Origin of the sequence: Micromonospora sp. NPDC048835, assembly GCF_040649995.1 — a bacterium.
In the GTDB taxonomy this organism is placed as follows: Bacteria; Actinomycetota; Actinomycetes; order Mycobacteriales; family Micromonosporaceae; genus Micromonospora.
Map to the genome: position 1 here is coordinate 62,871 of NZ_JBEZGM010000005.1, position 15,648 is coordinate 78,518.

10 protein-coding genes are annotated in these 15,648 nt (G+C 72.1%); 7 read left to right on the forward strand and 3 right to left on the reverse strand.

All coding sequences use genetic code 11. The annotated features are described in order from the left end of the window. Nucleotides 1-121: 121 nt before the first annotated feature. From AB0C15_RS08255 to fxsT, 6 genes are all read left to right on the forward strand, one after another. Nucleotides 122-310: a hypothetical protein gene (locus AB0C15_RS08255; protein WP_357349989.1), complete on the forward strand. Its 189-nt coding sequence runs from the start codon at nt 122-124 to the stop codon at nt 308-310. 63 nt (nt 311-373) lie between these two features. Next, on the forward strand, nt 374-2,680 hold the full coding sequence (locus AB0C15_RS08260; RefSeq protein ID WP_357349990.1) for an FxsB family cyclophane-forming radical SAM/SPASM peptide maturase: 2,307 nt from the start codon (nt 374-376) through the stop codon (nt 2,678-2,680). Next, nucleotides 2,664-3,488 carry an AAC(3) family N-acetyltransferase gene (locus AB0C15_RS08265; protein ID WP_357349992.1) on the forward strand — a complete coding sequence of 275 codons (825 nt, stop codon included), beginning with the start codon at nt 2,664-2,666 and terminating at the stop codon, nt 3,486-3,488. Before AB0C15_RS08260 ends, AB0C15_RS08265 begins: the two co-directional genes overlap by 17 nt. Before the next feature lie 52 nt (nt 3,489-3,540). Beyond that, the gene (locus AB0C15_RS08270) at nt 3,541-4,200 is read left to right on the forward strand and encodes a TIR-like protein FxsC (RefSeq protein ID WP_357349994.1); all 660 of its coding nucleotides are present in this window, start codon (nt 3,541-3,543) and stop codon (nt 4,198-4,200) included. Then, on the forward strand, nt 4,197-5,468 hold the full coding sequence (locus AB0C15_RS08275; RefSeq protein ID WP_357349996.1) for a TIR-like protein FxsC: 1,272 nt from the start codon (nt 4,197-4,199) through the stop codon (nt 5,466-5,468). Before AB0C15_RS08270 ends, AB0C15_RS08275 begins: the two co-directional genes overlap by 4 nt. Then, entirely contained in the window at nt 5,465-9,331 is a 3,867-nt protein-coding gene (fxsT, locus tag AB0C15_RS08280; protein WP_357349998.1) for an FxSxx-COOH system tetratricopeptide repeat protein, read from the forward strand. The genes AB0C15_RS08275 and fxsT overlap by 4 nt, the downstream gene beginning before the upstream one ends. A 68-nt stretch (nt 9,332-9,399) precedes the next feature. Here fxsT and AB0C15_RS08285 read toward each other — a convergent pair whose 3' ends face one another. Continuing rightward, entirely contained in the window at nt 9,400-10,308 is a 909-nt protein-coding gene (locus AB0C15_RS08285) for an alpha/beta hydrolase (protein WP_357350000.1), read from the reverse strand. A 151-nt stretch (nt 10,309-10,459) separates the two neighbouring features. Between AB0C15_RS08285 and miaB the strand changes: the two genes are divergently transcribed. Next, nucleotides 10,460-12,022 carry a tRNA (N6-isopentenyl adenosine(37)-C2)-methylthiotransferase MiaB gene (gene miaB, locus AB0C15_RS08290; protein WP_357350002.1) on the forward strand — a complete coding sequence of 521 codons (1,563 nt, stop codon included), beginning with the start codon at nt 10,460-10,462 and terminating at the stop codon, nt 12,020-12,022. Nucleotides 12,023-12,063: 41 nt separating this feature from the next. Here the strand turns inward: miaB and AB0C15_RS08295 are convergent, their stop codons facing one another. Both AB0C15_RS08295 and AB0C15_RS08300 read right to left on the reverse strand, forming a co-directional pair. Beyond that, a complete protein-coding gene (locus tag AB0C15_RS08295) occupies nt 12,064-13,413 on the reverse strand; it encodes a cellulose binding domain-containing protein (protein ID WP_357350004.1) in 1,350 nt (449 codons plus the stop codon). A gap of 241 nt (nt 13,414-13,654) precedes the next feature. After that, nucleotides 13,655-15,238, reverse strand: a complete 1,584-nt coding sequence (locus tag AB0C15_RS08300) for a cellulase family glycosylhydrolase (RefSeq protein ID WP_357350006.1) — start codon at nt 15,236-15,238, stop codon at nt 13,655-13,657. Nucleotides 15,239-15,648: the final 410 nt, after the last annotated feature.

Here is a 15,648-nt window from a genome sequence, read left to right on the forward strand (position 1 = left end):
CTGTCGATGGCACCGACGGTGACAGTGGGTCGATATTTGTCTATCCTGGTCACGGACCAGAGCCGTTCGAGCCACACCCGCCGCTCGCGCTCCCAGCGCCCCGGGCCCCCGGAGACTCATTGTGGACCATGCCCCCACCCTCCCATCCCGTCCCGACCTCGACGATCTCACCCGTAGCCTGCACACCCCCCTGGACCGGATCGCCGTGGAGCACGCCGATCTGATCGAGGCGGTGCGCAGGCGGGTCGTCACCAACGACTCCGCGCCGTTCGGCACCGTGGCCGTCGCCGCCTTCAACTCGTCCATCTGACCGATGGTCTGCCGGTGCGGTCCACCCGGAGTGGGCGGCCCCTGCCGGCGGATCAGCCAGTTCGTGCTGAAGGTGCACAGCCGCTGCGACCTGAGCTGCGACCACTGCTACATCTACCAGCACGCCGACCAGACCTGGCGTGGCCGTCCGGCCCGGATGCCGGCGGCCACGGTCCAGGCCGCTGCGCGGCGCATCGCCGAGCACGCCCACGAGCACGGGTTGCCGGTCGCGCACGTGGTGCTGCACGGGGGTGAGCCGCTGCTGCTGGGGGCCGCCGGGCTGCGGGAGGTGCTGGCCGAGCTGCACGCGACGATCACCCCGTGGGCGCTGCTCGACCTGCGCATGCAGACCAACGGCGTGCTTCTCGACGAGGAGCTGTGCCGGCTGTTCGTCGAGTACGACGTGCGGGTGGGCGTGTCCTTCGACGGCGACCGTGCCGCCAACGACCGCCACCGGGTCTTCGCGCACGGCGGCAGCAGCCACGACCAGGTCCGGCGGGCGCTGGCCCTGCTCCGCCGACCGGAACACCGCACCAGCTACGCCGGCATCCTCTGCACCATCGACGTCCGCAACGACCCCGACCGGGTCTACGAGGCACTGCTGGCCGAGAGCCCGCCCCGGGTCGACCTGTTGCTGCCGCACGCCACCTGGGACCATCCCCCGGAGCGCCCCGGGTCCGCGCCCACCCCGTACGCGGACTGGCTGGGGCGGCTGCACCGACGGTGGGTGGACGACGGGCGTCCGGTGTCGATCCGGATGTTCGAGGCGCTGAGCCCGGGTGGTGGCGGCACCGAGGCGTTCGGCCTGGCCCCGGCCGACGTGCTGGTCATCGAGGCGGACGGCAGCTGGGAGCAGGTCGACTCGCTGAAGACCGCGTACCACGGCGCGGCCGGCACCGGGTTCGACGTGTTCGACCATTCGGTGGACGAGGTCACGCGGCACCCGGGGGTCGCCGTCCGGCAGGACGGCGTCGACGGGCTCTGCGCGACCTGCCGGGCCTGCCCGGCGGTCGAACGGTGCGGCGGCGGCCTGTACGCCCACCGCTGGCGCACCGGTTCCGGCTTCGACAACCCCTCGGTGTACTGCGCCGACCTGCTCCGCCTGGTCGACACCATAAGCGCCCACCCGTCGCCCACCGCATCCGTGCCGCGGCAGAGGCAGCCCAGCCCATCGGTGTCGGGCGCGGGGTCCAGCAGCTCGCCCGTCGACGCCCTGCTCGACGACCTGGCCACCGGGTACGGGTCGGCGGAGACGCTCGGGCTGCTCGCCGCCACCCAGCTCTCTCTCACCCGGGCGCTGCTGGCCGCCTGCCGGGGCCGGTCCGGCACCACCGCCGCCTGGGAGCTGCTGGTCCACCTCGACCAGGCGGCACCGGAGGCGGTCCGGGCGGTCCTGGCACATCCCTTCGTCCGGCCCGCACTCGTGCATCGCCTCGACGCGTCGGCCCCATCCGGCCCCGGCGGGTCGGTCGACCCACTGCCGGCCCTCGCTCTCGCCGCCGCCCTGCGCGCCGGCGTCGCCGCGGCGGTGCGGGTCCCGGTGCGGGCCGACACGATCATGGTGCCCACGCTCGGCAGCCTGGCGCTGCCCGGCCTGGGGGAGAGCGCCGAGGTGACCGTGCGGCCCGGCGCACTCCAGGTGCGCAGTGGGTCGGTCGAGCAGACGGTGCTGCTCGACCCGACGGCGCCACCGTCGCCCGGCTGGCAACCGGCGCGCGACGTGGCGGTGCCCGGTGGCCGGCTGCTCGTCGAGGACGCCGACCCCTACCGCGACTGCTACGGCCAGCCGGTGCATCCCCGCCTGGAGCTGCCGGCCGCGCGGGAGTTGGGCCGTACCCTGGCCGAGGCCTGGCGGGTCGTGCGGCGGGACGTGCCGGCGCACGCGGCGGCGCTCGACGGCGGTCTGCGGGCCGTCGTTCCGTTGGCGCCCGACCCGGCGCGACCCCTGCGCAGCGCGACCGCCCGGCACGCGTTCGGCGCGGTCGCCGTCACCCCACACCGCGACCCGGAGACGATGGCGGTGCTGCTCGTGCACGAGTGGCAGCACGCCAAGTTGGGTGCCGCCCTCGATCTGTACGACCTCGTCGAACCCGGTGCGGACGCCCGGATCCGGGTGCCCTGGCGCCCCGACCCGAGGCCACCGGAGGGCGTCCTGCAGGGGGTGTACGCGCACCTCGCGGTCACCCAGGTCTGGCGGGCCCGGGCGGCCAGCGACCAGAAGGACGCGTCCGCGCACGCGGCCCACTTCCTGGCGTGGACCCGCGACGGCGTCGACGCGCTGCTGGCCAGCCGGTCGCTCACCGCGGCGGGTGAGCGGTTCGTCGGCCACCTGCGTCACGCGCTGGAGGAGACCAGTGTCGGGCCCCGATGACCACCCACCGCCCAGACTGGGCCGTCCCCGCGTCGCCGACGACCTGCGGGCGCTCGGCGTACGCCCGGGGGTGTGCCTGCTGGTGCACTGCGGCCTCCGTCGGGTGGGTCCGCTGGAGCACGGCCCGGCGACCCTCGCCGACGCGCTGCGCGAGGTCCTCGGGCCGGCCGGCACGCTGCTGGTGCCCACCCACACCGACGGCAACTCGACCACCTCCCGGGCCCACCTGGCGGCCACCGCCGGCATGGGCCCGGCGCAGCGCGAACGGTACGAGGAGGCGTTACCGGGCTGGGACCGCCGGACCACCCCCTCCCAGCGGATGGGTGTGCTCGCCGAGTACCTCAGGTGCACCCCCGGCGCCATCCGCAGTGACCACCCGCAGACCTCGTTCGTCGCGCTCGGCCCCCGGGCCCGGCAGCTCACCGACGGTCATGACCTCACCTGCCACCTGGGGGACCGTTCACCGATCGGCGGTCTCTACGCGGCGGACGGGCAGATCCTGCTGCTCGGCCTCGGCTACGAGGCGTGCACCGCCCTGCACCTGGCCGAGTACCGGCTGCCGGTGCCTGCACCCGAGCGCGACTACCACTGCTTCCGGCTCGTCGACGGGCGGCGGGTCCGCCTCGACTTCCAGGCCCTCGACCTGGACGACCGTGACTTCCCAGAGGTGGGTGCCGCGCTCGACGGGACACCGTTGGTGCGGCACGGCCGGGTCGGGCGGGCCGCCGCCCGCCTGCTGCCGGCGCGAGCCACTGTCGACTTCGCGACTGCCTGGTTCGCCACGAATCGATTGGCAGCGCGACGTTGACGCGAGGGCTACGCTGATGGTCCAACCGCGTGGGGAGGGCGGAGGGGCAGCGGTGAGCACAGTGGACGCACCCTCCAGCGCACGCGCCCCGCTCTTCTTCATCAGCTACTCACGGGCGCCGGTCGGCCGGGCCACCGGCAAACCCGCCGAGTACGTCTCCCGCTTCTTCGAAGACCTCTCCGTCCACGTCAGCGAACTGGTCGGCCCGGTGACCGGGGTGGACGCCGGCTTTCTGGACACCTCCATTCCCGGCGGGGAACGCTGGAGCCCGGAGTTGCTCCAGGCCGCCGGCACCTGCCAGGTCTTCGTTCCGCTGGTGTCCAGCGCACTGCTCGGCAGCGCCTGGTGTGGCCGCGAGTGGGACGCGTTCGCCCGCCGACGCATCACCCCGCGGCACAGCTCGGCCTCGGTCCACGAGACGGCGATCGTGCCCGTCACCTGGTCACCGACGAACGGCACGGCGCAGCCTCGGGTGCTCCGCGACATCCAGCGCTTCTCCCCGACCGCGATGCCGGATCCCGACATCGCGGTGCACTACCAGCGGGACGGGGTCTATGGCTTGCTGACCATGCAGTGGGAGAACGCGTACCGGGCGGTCGTCTGGCGGCTCGCGCAGCGGATCGTGGCCATCCACCGCTCGTACCTGGTCGAACCCTGGGTGCCGGAGAGCGTGGACGAGCTGTGCAACAGGTTCGACGAGGAGCCGGTGTGAGCCCGCCGACGGACCGGCGTCGACCGGGGACGAGCGGGACGTACTTCTTCCTGAGCTACGCCCACTCGGCGCCGCGGCCAGGGGCCCATGCCGACGCCGACGTGTGGGTCGGCCAGTTCTTCGCCGACCTCACCGACGAGGTGCGGCGTCAGGCCCGACCCGTCGCCGGCATGCGGATCGGCTTCTTCGACCAGCACATCCCGTTGGGCGCCGACTGGAAGGCCGCCCTGGCCGAGGCGCTCGGTGACGCCGAGGTCTTCGTGCCGCTCTACTCACCCGGCTACTTCAGTCGCCCCTGGGCACTGGGGGAGCAGGAGTCCTTCCGCGCCCGGTTGGCCGCCGCCGGGCCGGCCCGGGTCACCGCCGGCCACCTCACCCCGGTGCTGTGGATCCCGTTCCCGCCGTGGGAGGCCCATCCGGAGTTGGACGGCGCCCTGGACCTGGGCCGGGACGTCCCGGAGTACGCCGCCGACGGCCTGCGCGCGTTCTGCATGCTGGCCTCCTACCGGACGCAGTACGAGCTGCTGCTGAGCCGGCTGGCGAGCCGGATCGTGCACACCGCCGAGCGGCGTCCGATCGGCCCGTCCCGGGCCCCCGGCCTGGACGAGGTCGTCCGCCCGGCGCCGACCGACCCGGACTTCGTCGTGGCCGTCCTGGCCCCGACCCGGGACCGGCTGCCGAACGATCGCGACCCCGCCGGCTACGCCGCGAGCGGCCGGCTCTGGCGGCCGTACGGGCGCAGCCAGCAGCTACCCGCTGCCGAGTACGCGGCGAGCACCGCCGAGCGGCTCGGGCTCTCGGCCCGTACCGAGGACTTCGCGCAGGCCTCCGCGCTGCTGGACCGGCGACCGGCCGTGCTGCTCGTCGACCCGTGGATAGCGGCGGCGCCGGACGCGGCCGCGGTGCTCGGCCGCATGCTGCACGGCCTGCGGGAGTGGGTCGTTCCGCTGGTGGTCACCGACACCGACGACAGCCAGGACGCCACCCGCTGGGCCGCCGAGGTGACCGAGCTGCTGCACGACGCCGGTCTGCCCCAGGTGAAGCGCGCGTGCAGCATGCCGGAGTTCGTCGAGCTGATGCCCGCGCTCGTCACCGAGGCGCGCCGGCAGTTCCTCAAGTACGGCCCGGTCGTCCCCTTCGAACCACCGCCGGAGCCGGTGCCGAGCCTGCGTGACGGCTTGACCGCCGCCGGCCCGACCGTTTCCACCGACCCCGCGTCCCCGCCTGATGATCCGGGCCCACCGCGTCCCCACGGAGAAGACCGATGAACAACGATCGCGAAGGTCAGGTCGTCACCTTCTACTCCTTCAAGGGTGGAACGGGTCGGACGATGGCGCTGGCCAACGTGGCCTGGATCCTGGCGGCGAGCGGCCGGCGGGTGCTCGTCGCCGACTGGGACCTCGAGTCACCGGGCCTGCACCGCTTCTTCCACCCGTTCCTCGACGCCGAGGCGATCCAGGGCACCAGCGGTGTGATCGACATGATCCGCGACTACGAGTGGGAGACCACCCGGGTGGGCGACCGGCCGGACCGCTGGATGGAGCAGTACGCCCGGGTCGGTCGGCACGCGTTCTCGCTGCGCTGGAACTTCCCGGCCGGCGGCGGTCTGGACTTCCTCTCCGCCGGCCGGCAGAACAGCGACTACGCCGTCTCGGTGAGCGGGCTGGACTGGGACAACTTCTACAACCGGCTGGGTGGGGCGCAGTTCTTCGAGGCGCTGCGGGCGGACATGAAGCGCCAGTACGACTTCACCCTGATCGACAGCCGGACGGGGCTCAGCGACGTCGCCGACATCTGCACCCTGCACCTGCCGGACACCCTTGTCGACTGCTTCACCCTGAGCGACCAGGGCATCGACGGCGCGGCCCGGGTGGCGCACTCGGTCCGGGACCGGTACCGGCGGCGCGACATCCGGGTCCTGCCGGTGCCCATGCGTGTCGACCAGGCCGAGAAGGAGCGGGCCGAGGCGGGTCGCCTGCTTGCCATGCGCCGGTTCGCCGGGCTGCCGGCGGGCATGACCGAGGCGGAGCGGCGGCGTTACTGGGCCGCGGTGGAGGTGCCGTACCGGCCGTTCTACGCGTACGAGGAGACACTTGCGACCTTCGGTGACCCGCCGGGTTCACCGACGTCGCTGTTGGCCGCGTTCGAGACGTTGACCGGGATCCTCACCGACAACGCGGTGACCGCGCTGCCGGTGATGGACGAGTCGGTGCGGGAGCGGGGCAAGGCCCGTTTCCGCCGCCGCACCGAGGCGATCGACGACCAGATCGTGCTCCGGTACGCCCCGGAGGACGCCATCTGGGCCGAGTGGCTGGAACGGGTGCTCAGCTCGGCCGGGCTGCGGGTGGTGGACCCGACAGCCGCCGTCGGCTCCGCCGGCACCCCGGCCCCGCGCACGCTGACCGTGGTCTCGCCGGCGTACGTGGCGATGCCCTCCGGTGGGCTGCCCGACCGGGACACGAGCACCGGCTCCACGGCCCTCGCCGTGTACGTCGCCGACCTGCGCCCGCTCGCGGAGTTTCCGTCGCAGAGTTCGACGAACCTCGTCAACGTGAGCGCCGCGACCGCCGTGGAGCGGGTGTTGCGGCTGGTCGGCCGGCCGGTGCCGTCGTCGGCGGACGGGCCGGCGGGTGGGGCCACCCGTTACCCCGGCACCGAGCCGTTGATCTTCAACGCCCCCAACCGGAACGCCCGCTTCACCGGCCGGGAGGACGACCTGGCCCAACTGCGCGCGCAGTTGCAGAGCGGGGGCAGCGCGGTGGTGCTGCCGGTCGCCCTGCAGGGCATGGGCGGTGTCGGTAAGACGCAGGTGGCCCTGGAGTACGTGCACCGGTTCAAAGCCGCGTACGACGTGGTCTGGTGGATCGTGGCGGACCCGCCGCAGTTCGTCGACACCGCCCTCGCCGACCTCGCCGGCCGCCTCGGCATTCTCGTCGGGCCGACCCTGCCCGACACGGTCCGGTCGGTGCTGCAGGTGCTCGGGCGCGGTGAGCCGTACGAGCGGTGGCTCGTGGTGCTCGACAACGCCGAAGAGCTGGACCAGATCGAGCCCTTCCTGCCGCAGGGTCCCGGGCACGTCCTGCTGACCTCCCGCAACCGCGCCTGGGGTGACCGGGCGAACCCGATCCAGGTGGACGTCTTCAACCGCATCGAGAGCGTGGCGCACCTTGCCCAGCGGGTGCCCACGATCAGCGCCGAGGAGGCCGACCGGGTGGCCGAGGCGCTCGGTGACCTGCCGATCGCGGTGGCCGCGGCGGGCGCCTGGCTCGCCGACACCGGCACGTCGGTCGCCGACTACCTGCGGCAGATCGAGCGGCACGGCCCGAGCGCGCTCTCCGTGGAGGCGACCTGGGACCTGTCACTCAACCGGCTGCTCGAGCAGGCGCCGGCCGCGTACCGGCTGTTGCAGCTCTGCTCGGTGCTGGCCCCGGAGATCGCCCTCGAACTCATCTACAGCGACGAGATGGCGGCGGCCCTCGTGCCGTTCGACCCGTCGGTGTCGGAGCGGCTCGTGCGCGGCGCCCTGGTCCAGCAGATCAACCGTCTGGCACTGCTCAAACTGGACGTTCAGGGCGGTCGGGTCCAGGTGCACCGGCTGTTGCAGGCGGTTGTCCGGGACCGGATGGGCGACGACGAGATCACCGCCGCCCGACACCAGGTGCACCTGGTGCTCGCGGCGTCCCGGCCCCGTGGCGACGTGGACGACCCGACCACCTGGGCCCGGCTGCGCATGCTCTGGCCGCACCTGGAGGTCTCCGAGGCGCTCACCTGCCCCGACGAGTCGGTGTGCCAGCTACTGATCGACCGCGTTCGTTATCTGTGGCAGCGCGGTGGTCTGGACCAGGCCGACGTGTTCAGCCAGGAGGTGGACGAGACCTGGAGCGCCCGGCTCGGTGACACACACGACGAGGTCGAGGCGTCGGCGCTGGGCCGCCAACTGTTGCACCTGCGGTTCAACCGGGCGAACATCCTGCGCAGCCTGGGCCGGTTCAGCGAGGCCCGGGACCTGGACGAGGCGGTGCTGGCCGAGCAACGCCGCCTCCTGGGCCCACTGCACCCGCACAGCCTGATGACCGCCGGCAGCCTCGGCGGTGACCTGCGGGCGCTCGGCCGCTACGCCGAGGCCCTGGAACGGGACCGGTCCACCTACGCCTCCTGGTTGCAGGTGTTCGGCGAGGACCACCCCCGGACGCTGAGCGCGGCCAACAACCTCGCCGTGTCGTACCGGCTGGTCGGTGACTACCGGTCGGCCCGCCGATGGGACGACGAGGTGCACCAGCGGCGGCGGTTGGTGCTCGGCTCCACGCACCCGTACACCCTCGTCTCGGCCCTACGGCTGGGCAGCGACCTGCGGGAGGCCGGCGAGTACGAGAGGTCGGCGACCCTGCTGCGCACGGTGTACGACACGTACCGTGAGGTGCTCGGGCCGGAGGACGGCCAGACTCTCGCGGCGCAGGTCAACCTGGCGGTGTCCCTGCGCAGTTGCGGTCGGGGGAGTGAGGCCGCGCCGATGTTCGAGACCGCGTACCGCGAGCTCGACGAACGGTTCGGGTCGGACAACCCGGACACGGTGGCGTGCCGGTCGAGCCGCGCGGCGAACCTGTTGGCGGTCGGTGAGGCGGCCCGGGCGCTCAGCGAGTTGACCGCCGTGCGCCAGGCTTTCGAGGATCTGCTCCGGCTCGGCCCGGAGCACCCGCACGTGCTGGCGACGGTGAGCAACATCTCGGCGGCGGAACGCGCGCTCGGCCGCAAGTCGGACGCGCTCGCGTCGGCGGCCCGGGCGGTCGGTGACCTGCGCAAGGTGCTCGGCCCCGACCACCCGCACACGCTCGCGGCCGAGGTCAACCAGGCGGTGTGCCTCGCCGAGGAGGGGGACGCGGCGTCGGCGCGGGACCGGCTGCGGGAGACCGCCGGCCGGCTGGCCACGGTGATCGGCGCGGAACACCCCGACACGCTTCGCTGCCTCGGCGATCTCGCTCTGGTGGCGAAGCGGGCCGGCGACAGCGGCGCCGAGGACGTCAGCGTCGTGGCGGACCGACTGGCCGAGGTGATCGGTGTGGAGCACCCCACCGTGCAGACGCTGCGCGAACGGCGGTTCGTGGTCCGGGTGATCGACCCGCACACCATCTGACGGCGCGTTCGGCGGGCGGGTCGGGTGTCCCGGCCGGCCCGCCGACCGGGCTGTGCCGGGTCGGGCGGTCAGAGCCGGGGGCTGGTCGCGAGGACCGAGGTGGCCAGCCAGGTCAGGGTCTGCGGGAGGATCTCCACCGCCCCGAAGTGCGCGGCCCCGGGCTGCACCTGCACCTCGGCGCGCGGGATCTGCGAGGCGAGCCAGTGGGAGTGTTCCACCGGGGAGAACCGGTCCTGTTCGCCGTGCCAGAGCCGGACCTCCGCGCGGATGGTGCCCAGGTCGAACCCCCAGCCGCGTCGGATCGCCAGCACGTCGTCGATCCAACCCTCCGGGCCGTGTCGCAGCGCCTCGGAGTACATGTCGGTGAGCAGCCGGCGGATCGCGACGTCGTCGACGACCCGGATGTCCTCGTCGGGCAGTTGGGGGCGGAGGAAGTCCAGCAGCGTCATCGGGTCCCGGCGGGCCTCCTCCGCGCGCACCTTCAGGTTGAGCGTCAGCTCGGCCAGGTCCTCGTCGGCCTGCCCGTAGTCCTCCACGTTCGATTCCGCCATGCCCGCGTACCAGTCCAGGTCGGGTGCGCCGGCCGGGGCGAGACCCACGAGCACGGCGGCCCGGGTGACCCGGTCGGGCAGCAGCGCGGCACAGGCCAGGGCGTGTGGCCCGCCACCGGAGCGGCCCACCACCGAGAACCGCTCGATGCCGAGGGCGTCGGCGATTGCCGCCACGTCGGCCGCGGCGTCGGCCACCCGTCGACCCTCGTGCCGGTCGGAGTCGCCGTACCCGGGTCGGTCGTAGCAGACCAGGTGCACGCCGAGGCGGTAGACGACGATGCCCCGGGGCCGGGGGCCGCTGCGGCTGCCCGGGGTGCCGTGCAGCAGGAAGACCGCGGGCCCGTCCGGTGCGCCGGAGGTCTCCACCGCGAGGTTCCGTCCGTCCGGGGTCGTGACGGTGCGCTGCGTCGCATCTTGTCGCGTCACGGTTGGCCTCCCGCGGGTCGTCATGTGCTCCCCCGTGAACGGAGCCGCCCATCGTCGGCGCCGAGTGCAAAGCCCCCGAAATCGCCCAGAACACGTTCTTGTTGTGCAGCGTACTGCCCGTCGTGGATGCCCGCCATGGGCCGGCGGGTCAATGCCGGTGGGTGAGGGCTCCGGAAGGGGCCGCTACCCTGGTAGCCCGAGGGGAAGGGGCACCAATCCGGTGGCGAGGACCTACAACGTCGTGACGTACGGCTGCCAGATGAACGTGCACGATTCCGAGCGGATCTCCGGCCTGCTCGAACAGGCCGGCTACGTGCGCGCGGTGCCGACCGACGACACCCCGGACATCGTCGTCTTCAACACCTGCGCGGTGCGGGAGAACGCGGACAACCGGCTCTACGGCAACCTCGGGCGCCTGCGTCCGGTGAAGGACAAGCACCCCGGGATGCAGATCGCGGTCGGCGGCTGCCTGGCCCAGAAGGACCGGGGCGACATCGTCCGCAAGGCGCCCTGGGTGGACGTGGTCTTCGGCACCCACAACATCGGCGCGCTGCCGGTGCTGCTGGAGCGGGCCCGGCACAACGCCGCCGCCGAGGTGGAGATCCTGGAGTCCCTCGACGTCTTCCCGTCCACGCTGCCCACCCGCCGCGAGTCCACCTACGCCGGCTGGGTGTCGATCTCGGTGGGGTGCAACAACACCTGCACGTTCTGCATCGTGCCGGCGCTGCGCGGCAAGGAGAAGGACCGCCGCCCCGGCGACATCCTCTCCGAGGTGCGCGCCCTGGTCGACGAGGGCGTGCTCGAGGTGACCCTGCTCGGGCAGAACGTCAACTCCTACGGCGTCGAGTTCGGCGACAGGTACGCGTTCGGCAAGTTGCTGCGGGCCTGCGGTGACATCGACGGGTTGGAGCGCGTCCGCTTCACCAGCCCGCACCCGAAGGACTTCACCGACGACGTGATCGCCGCGATGGCCGAGACGCCGAACGTCTGCCACTCGCTGCACATGCCGTTGCAGTCCGGCTCCGACGACGTGCTGAAGGCGATGCGCCGGTCCTACCGCTCCGAGCGCTACCTGGGGATCATCGAGAAGGTCCGGGCGGCGATGCCGGACGCGGCGATCACCACCGACATCATCGTCGGGTTCCCCGGTGAGACCGAGGCGGACTTCCAGCGCACCCTGGACGTGGTCCGGGAGGCCCGGTTCTCCTCCGCCTTCACCTTCCAGTACTCCAAGCGCCCCGGCACCCCGGCCGCGACGATGGACGACCAGTTGCCCAAGCCTGTCGTGCAGGAGCGCTACGAGCGGTTGATCGCCACCGTCGAGGAGATCACCTGGGCGGAGAACAAGCGCCTGGTGGGGGAGACCGTCGAGGTCCTCGTCGCCGTTGGTGAGGGCCGCAAGGACGAGCGGACCGGCCGGATGTCGGGTCGAGCCCGCGACGGTCGACTCGTGCACTTCGCGACCGAGGCCCCCGGCGGGGAGTCCCTCGCCGGTCAGATCCGGCCGGGCGACATCGTGCACACCACTGTCACGTACGCCGCGCCGCACCACCTGAACGCCGACGGGGCTGTCGTGGCGCACCGGCGTACCCGGGCCGGTGACGCGGCCGAGGCGGGTCGCTCCCCGCGTACCCCCGGGGTTCTGCTCGGTCTGCCGACGATCGGCGCACCGCCGGTCGTGCCCGCCCCCGCGGCCGGCTGCGCCGCGCACTGACCGCACGGAGGGGGCCCCTCGCCGAGGGGCCCCCTCCGCGGTCAGACGGTGATCTTGCCGGCGCCCGCGCCCGCCGTCACGATGGACTTGACGTTGCTCGCGGTGTCCAGCTGGTAGGAGTACGGGATGCTCGCCACGCTGCCGCCGGCCTGGCCGGTGGGCGAGTTGACGAAGTGGTTGTTGCGGGCGACCAGGCTGCCGGGCCCGGAGTCGCCCTCACCACGGTGGTACGGGTCGTCGACGTTCTCGAAGTAGTTGCCCTCGACGAGCACGCCGGCGTTCTCGGTGGACGCGACGCCGTAGCCGCCGTTGGCCCGGTAGTAGTTGTTGTAGACGTGCACCGGGTTGCCGAAGCGCACCCGGGGGTTGCGCTGGTTGCTGCCGTCGAAGTAGTTGTGGTGGTAGCTCACCCGCAGGTGACCGACGTCCTGGCCGGCATTGTCGTCGCTGTGCCCGAGCAGCATCGTCTTGTCGTGGCTGAAGACCCGGTTCCACGAGACGGTGACGAAGTCCGAGCCGCGCTTGATGTCGACCGCGCCGTCGTACCCGTTGCTGAACGTGTTGTGGTCGATCCAGATGTTGGTGGCCGACTCCTGCACGTTGATCGCGTCGTCGTCCCAGTTGCGGAACGTCAGGTTGCGGATGATCACGTTGCGGTCGCCGTTTATGTTGAGACCGCAGCCGACGATCGTCGCACCGTAGTTGCCGATGATGGTCTTGTTGGACCGGACCCGCAGCATCCCCGAGCAGGTGATGGTCCCGGTCACCCGGATCACCGCGGCCCCTGTCGCGTTCAGTGCGCTGGTCAGGCCGGAGGCGTTGCTGACGGTGGTGGTGCCCGCGTTGCCGCCGCCGGTGGTGCCGCCGTTCTGGGTGGCCCAGCCGACGAGGGTCGACGGCTGCTGGTTGGTGGGCGGCGGGGTGCTCGACGGTGGCGGGGTGGTCGTCGGCGGGGTGGTCGGGGTGGTGCTGCCGGTGCAGGCGACGTTGTTCAGGGTGAAGCTGATCGGTGTCGGGTTGCTGGAGTTGTTCCAGCTGGCGTTGAAGCCGAACGAGGCGGTGCCGTTCGTCGCCAGGTTGCCGTTGTAGTCGACGTTCGTCGCGGAGACCTGGCTGCCGCTCTGCGAGACGGTCGCGCCCCACGCCTGGCTGGTCTGCTGCCCGGCCCCGTACGACCAGCGAAGCGTCCACCCGGCGACCGGGTCGCCGAGGTTGGTGACGGTGACGTTGCCGGTGAACCCACCCGGCCACTGGCTGGCGACCGAGTAGGCCACCTGGCAGCCGGCGGCCGCCTGGGCGGACACGGAGGTCAGCAGCCCGGCGGTGACCAGGGTGGCGGTGGCTGCGGCGGTGGTGGCGATCAGCGTCGTTCGACGCCGTCCTGTGCGCATGCTGCTTCCTTTCGATGAGGCGGACGGAGATGTCGCGACGCCCATGCCCGTGGGCGGCGAGTCTCGGCCGGGACCAGTGGTCCTCGGGCCCGCCGGTGCAGGTTCGTGAAGGTAAGCGGCTCCCGCGCTCGCGCCCGCCGATGGTGAGGCAAGCGCTTTCCCGATGAAAGCATAGAAGAACCTTGATGTAAATGGTCGGGACGGCCGATGCGGTCCGCGCCGCACCGGCCGTCCCAGCAGCTCAGCAGCTGGTGCCGTTGAGTTTCACGGTGCCCGGCGCGCTGGCGGTGCCGTTGGCGGTGAAGCCCACGGTGACCGACCCGCCCGCCGGCAGGGACGGGGCGTGGTTCGGAGCAGCCGCGGTGACGGTCGTGCCGGACTGCGTGACGGTGGCGTTCCAGCCACTGCCAAGCGTCACCCCGGACGGCCAGGTCCAGGTGACCGACCACGGGTTCACCGCACCCGAGCCGGTGTTCTTCACCGTCAACTCGCCCTGGAAGCCGCCCTGCCAGGCGTTGACCTGCCGGTAGGTGGCCGTGCACGCGCCCGTCGGCGGGTCGGTCGGCCCGCCGGTCGTCGGCGGAGTGGTTCCGCCGCCGGTGGGCGGGATCAGGTACGGCTGGAGGATCGCCTGCTTGGCGGTGTTGACGTTCGTCCAGTCGTCCAACGCGATGCCGCCGGTGTCACCCGAGTTGGGGTTCCACGACCAGTAGGTGAAGGACATCCCGGTCACCCCGGTCCCGGTGTACGCCATCAACTTCTCCAGCCACACCTTGTCCTTCGGGTCGACGAGGGTGCTGCCGAACTCGCCCATCATGATCGGCGCGATGTTCTGCTTGTAGAGGTAACCGAAGTACTTGTCCCAGATGGCCGGCATGTTCGCCGGGTAGTCCGGGGCGTCGAACCAGGTCTGCCGGTACACCGAGGTGGCGTACTCGTGCGGCGAGTAGACGAGCCGGTTCGCCACGTTCAGCCGTACCGGGAACTGGCCCGCCTTCGACAGGTTGCCACCCCACCAGCCGCAGTCCTCGTCGTTGCTGGTGTCGCCGTCCCAGACGTTGGAGAGGCCACCACTCGGGCAGCTCACCCCCTCCACGAAGATCAACCAGTTGGGCTGGACGCCGAGGATGGCGTTCCCGGCCCGCTCGGCGGCGAGCCGCCAGTCCCGGGTGGTGTCGCCACAACCCCAGCACGCGCCGGTGGCCGCCGGGTTGGTGCCCTCCGCGTGCGGCTCGTTGTGCAGGTCGGCGCCGATCACCGTCGGGTTGCCCGCGTACCGCTGGGCGAGCATCTTCCAGTCGTTGATCCAGGTCGCCTCGGAGACCGTCGACGTGTACCAGAGGGGCGACTGCCCGGCCGCCGTCGGCCGGTGCCGGTCCAGAATGATCCGCATGCCCTTGCTGCCGGCGTAGTCGATCACCTTGTCCAGGATCTGCAACGGCGACAGCCCGATCAGGTCCGGGTTGACGAAGTCGTTGATCCCGGTGGCGGTCGCGCCCGGCTTCAGCGCATCGTTCGAGTACGGCACCCGCAGCGTGTTGTAACCCAGCCGGGCCATCGTGTCGAGCTGACCCCGCCACGGGTTGCTCGACCACAACCCGTGGAAGGTCTTGTTGTCGGTCTCCATGCCGAACCAGTTGATGCCGGTCAACCGGACCGTGGCACCGGTGCTGTCCACGATCTGGTTGCCGCTGGTGTGCAGATAACCGGTACCGGTGCCAGCGGCAACGGCCGGGGTGGTGCTGACGGCGGCGGCGAGGAACACGCCGCTCGCGATGGTGGCGAGCGCGGTGAGCGCGGCGCCGAAAGCTTTACGACGGAACATTCGAGCTCCACTTCGGAGGCCCGGCGTCATCGGCCGACGACGCCGGCGGGCGGCCGTCCGCACGTCACGGTCCCGAAGGGGTACGCGGACAGTGCGCGACGGCCCAGGTCACGCGGACGTGGTCACTCGCGGAAGCGCACCGGCGACCCTCGACGGCGGTTGTCCCGCCCTCGTCGCCCTCGTGCCGGTGGCCCTACCTGGCTCCGTCGCTCATTCTGATCAGCTCGCGTCGATGCGTCAACTTGCCCCACCCGCCACCCGCCACCCGCCGCCCGCCGCCCGCCGCCCGCCGCCCGCCGCCCGCCGCCCGCCGCCCGCCGTCCGCGCGCCCGCGCTTACCGCATGATCGTGCTCGAACATGGATGTAGTGGCATCCCGGCGCTTCGTGGCCACTACATCCTGGATCGAGT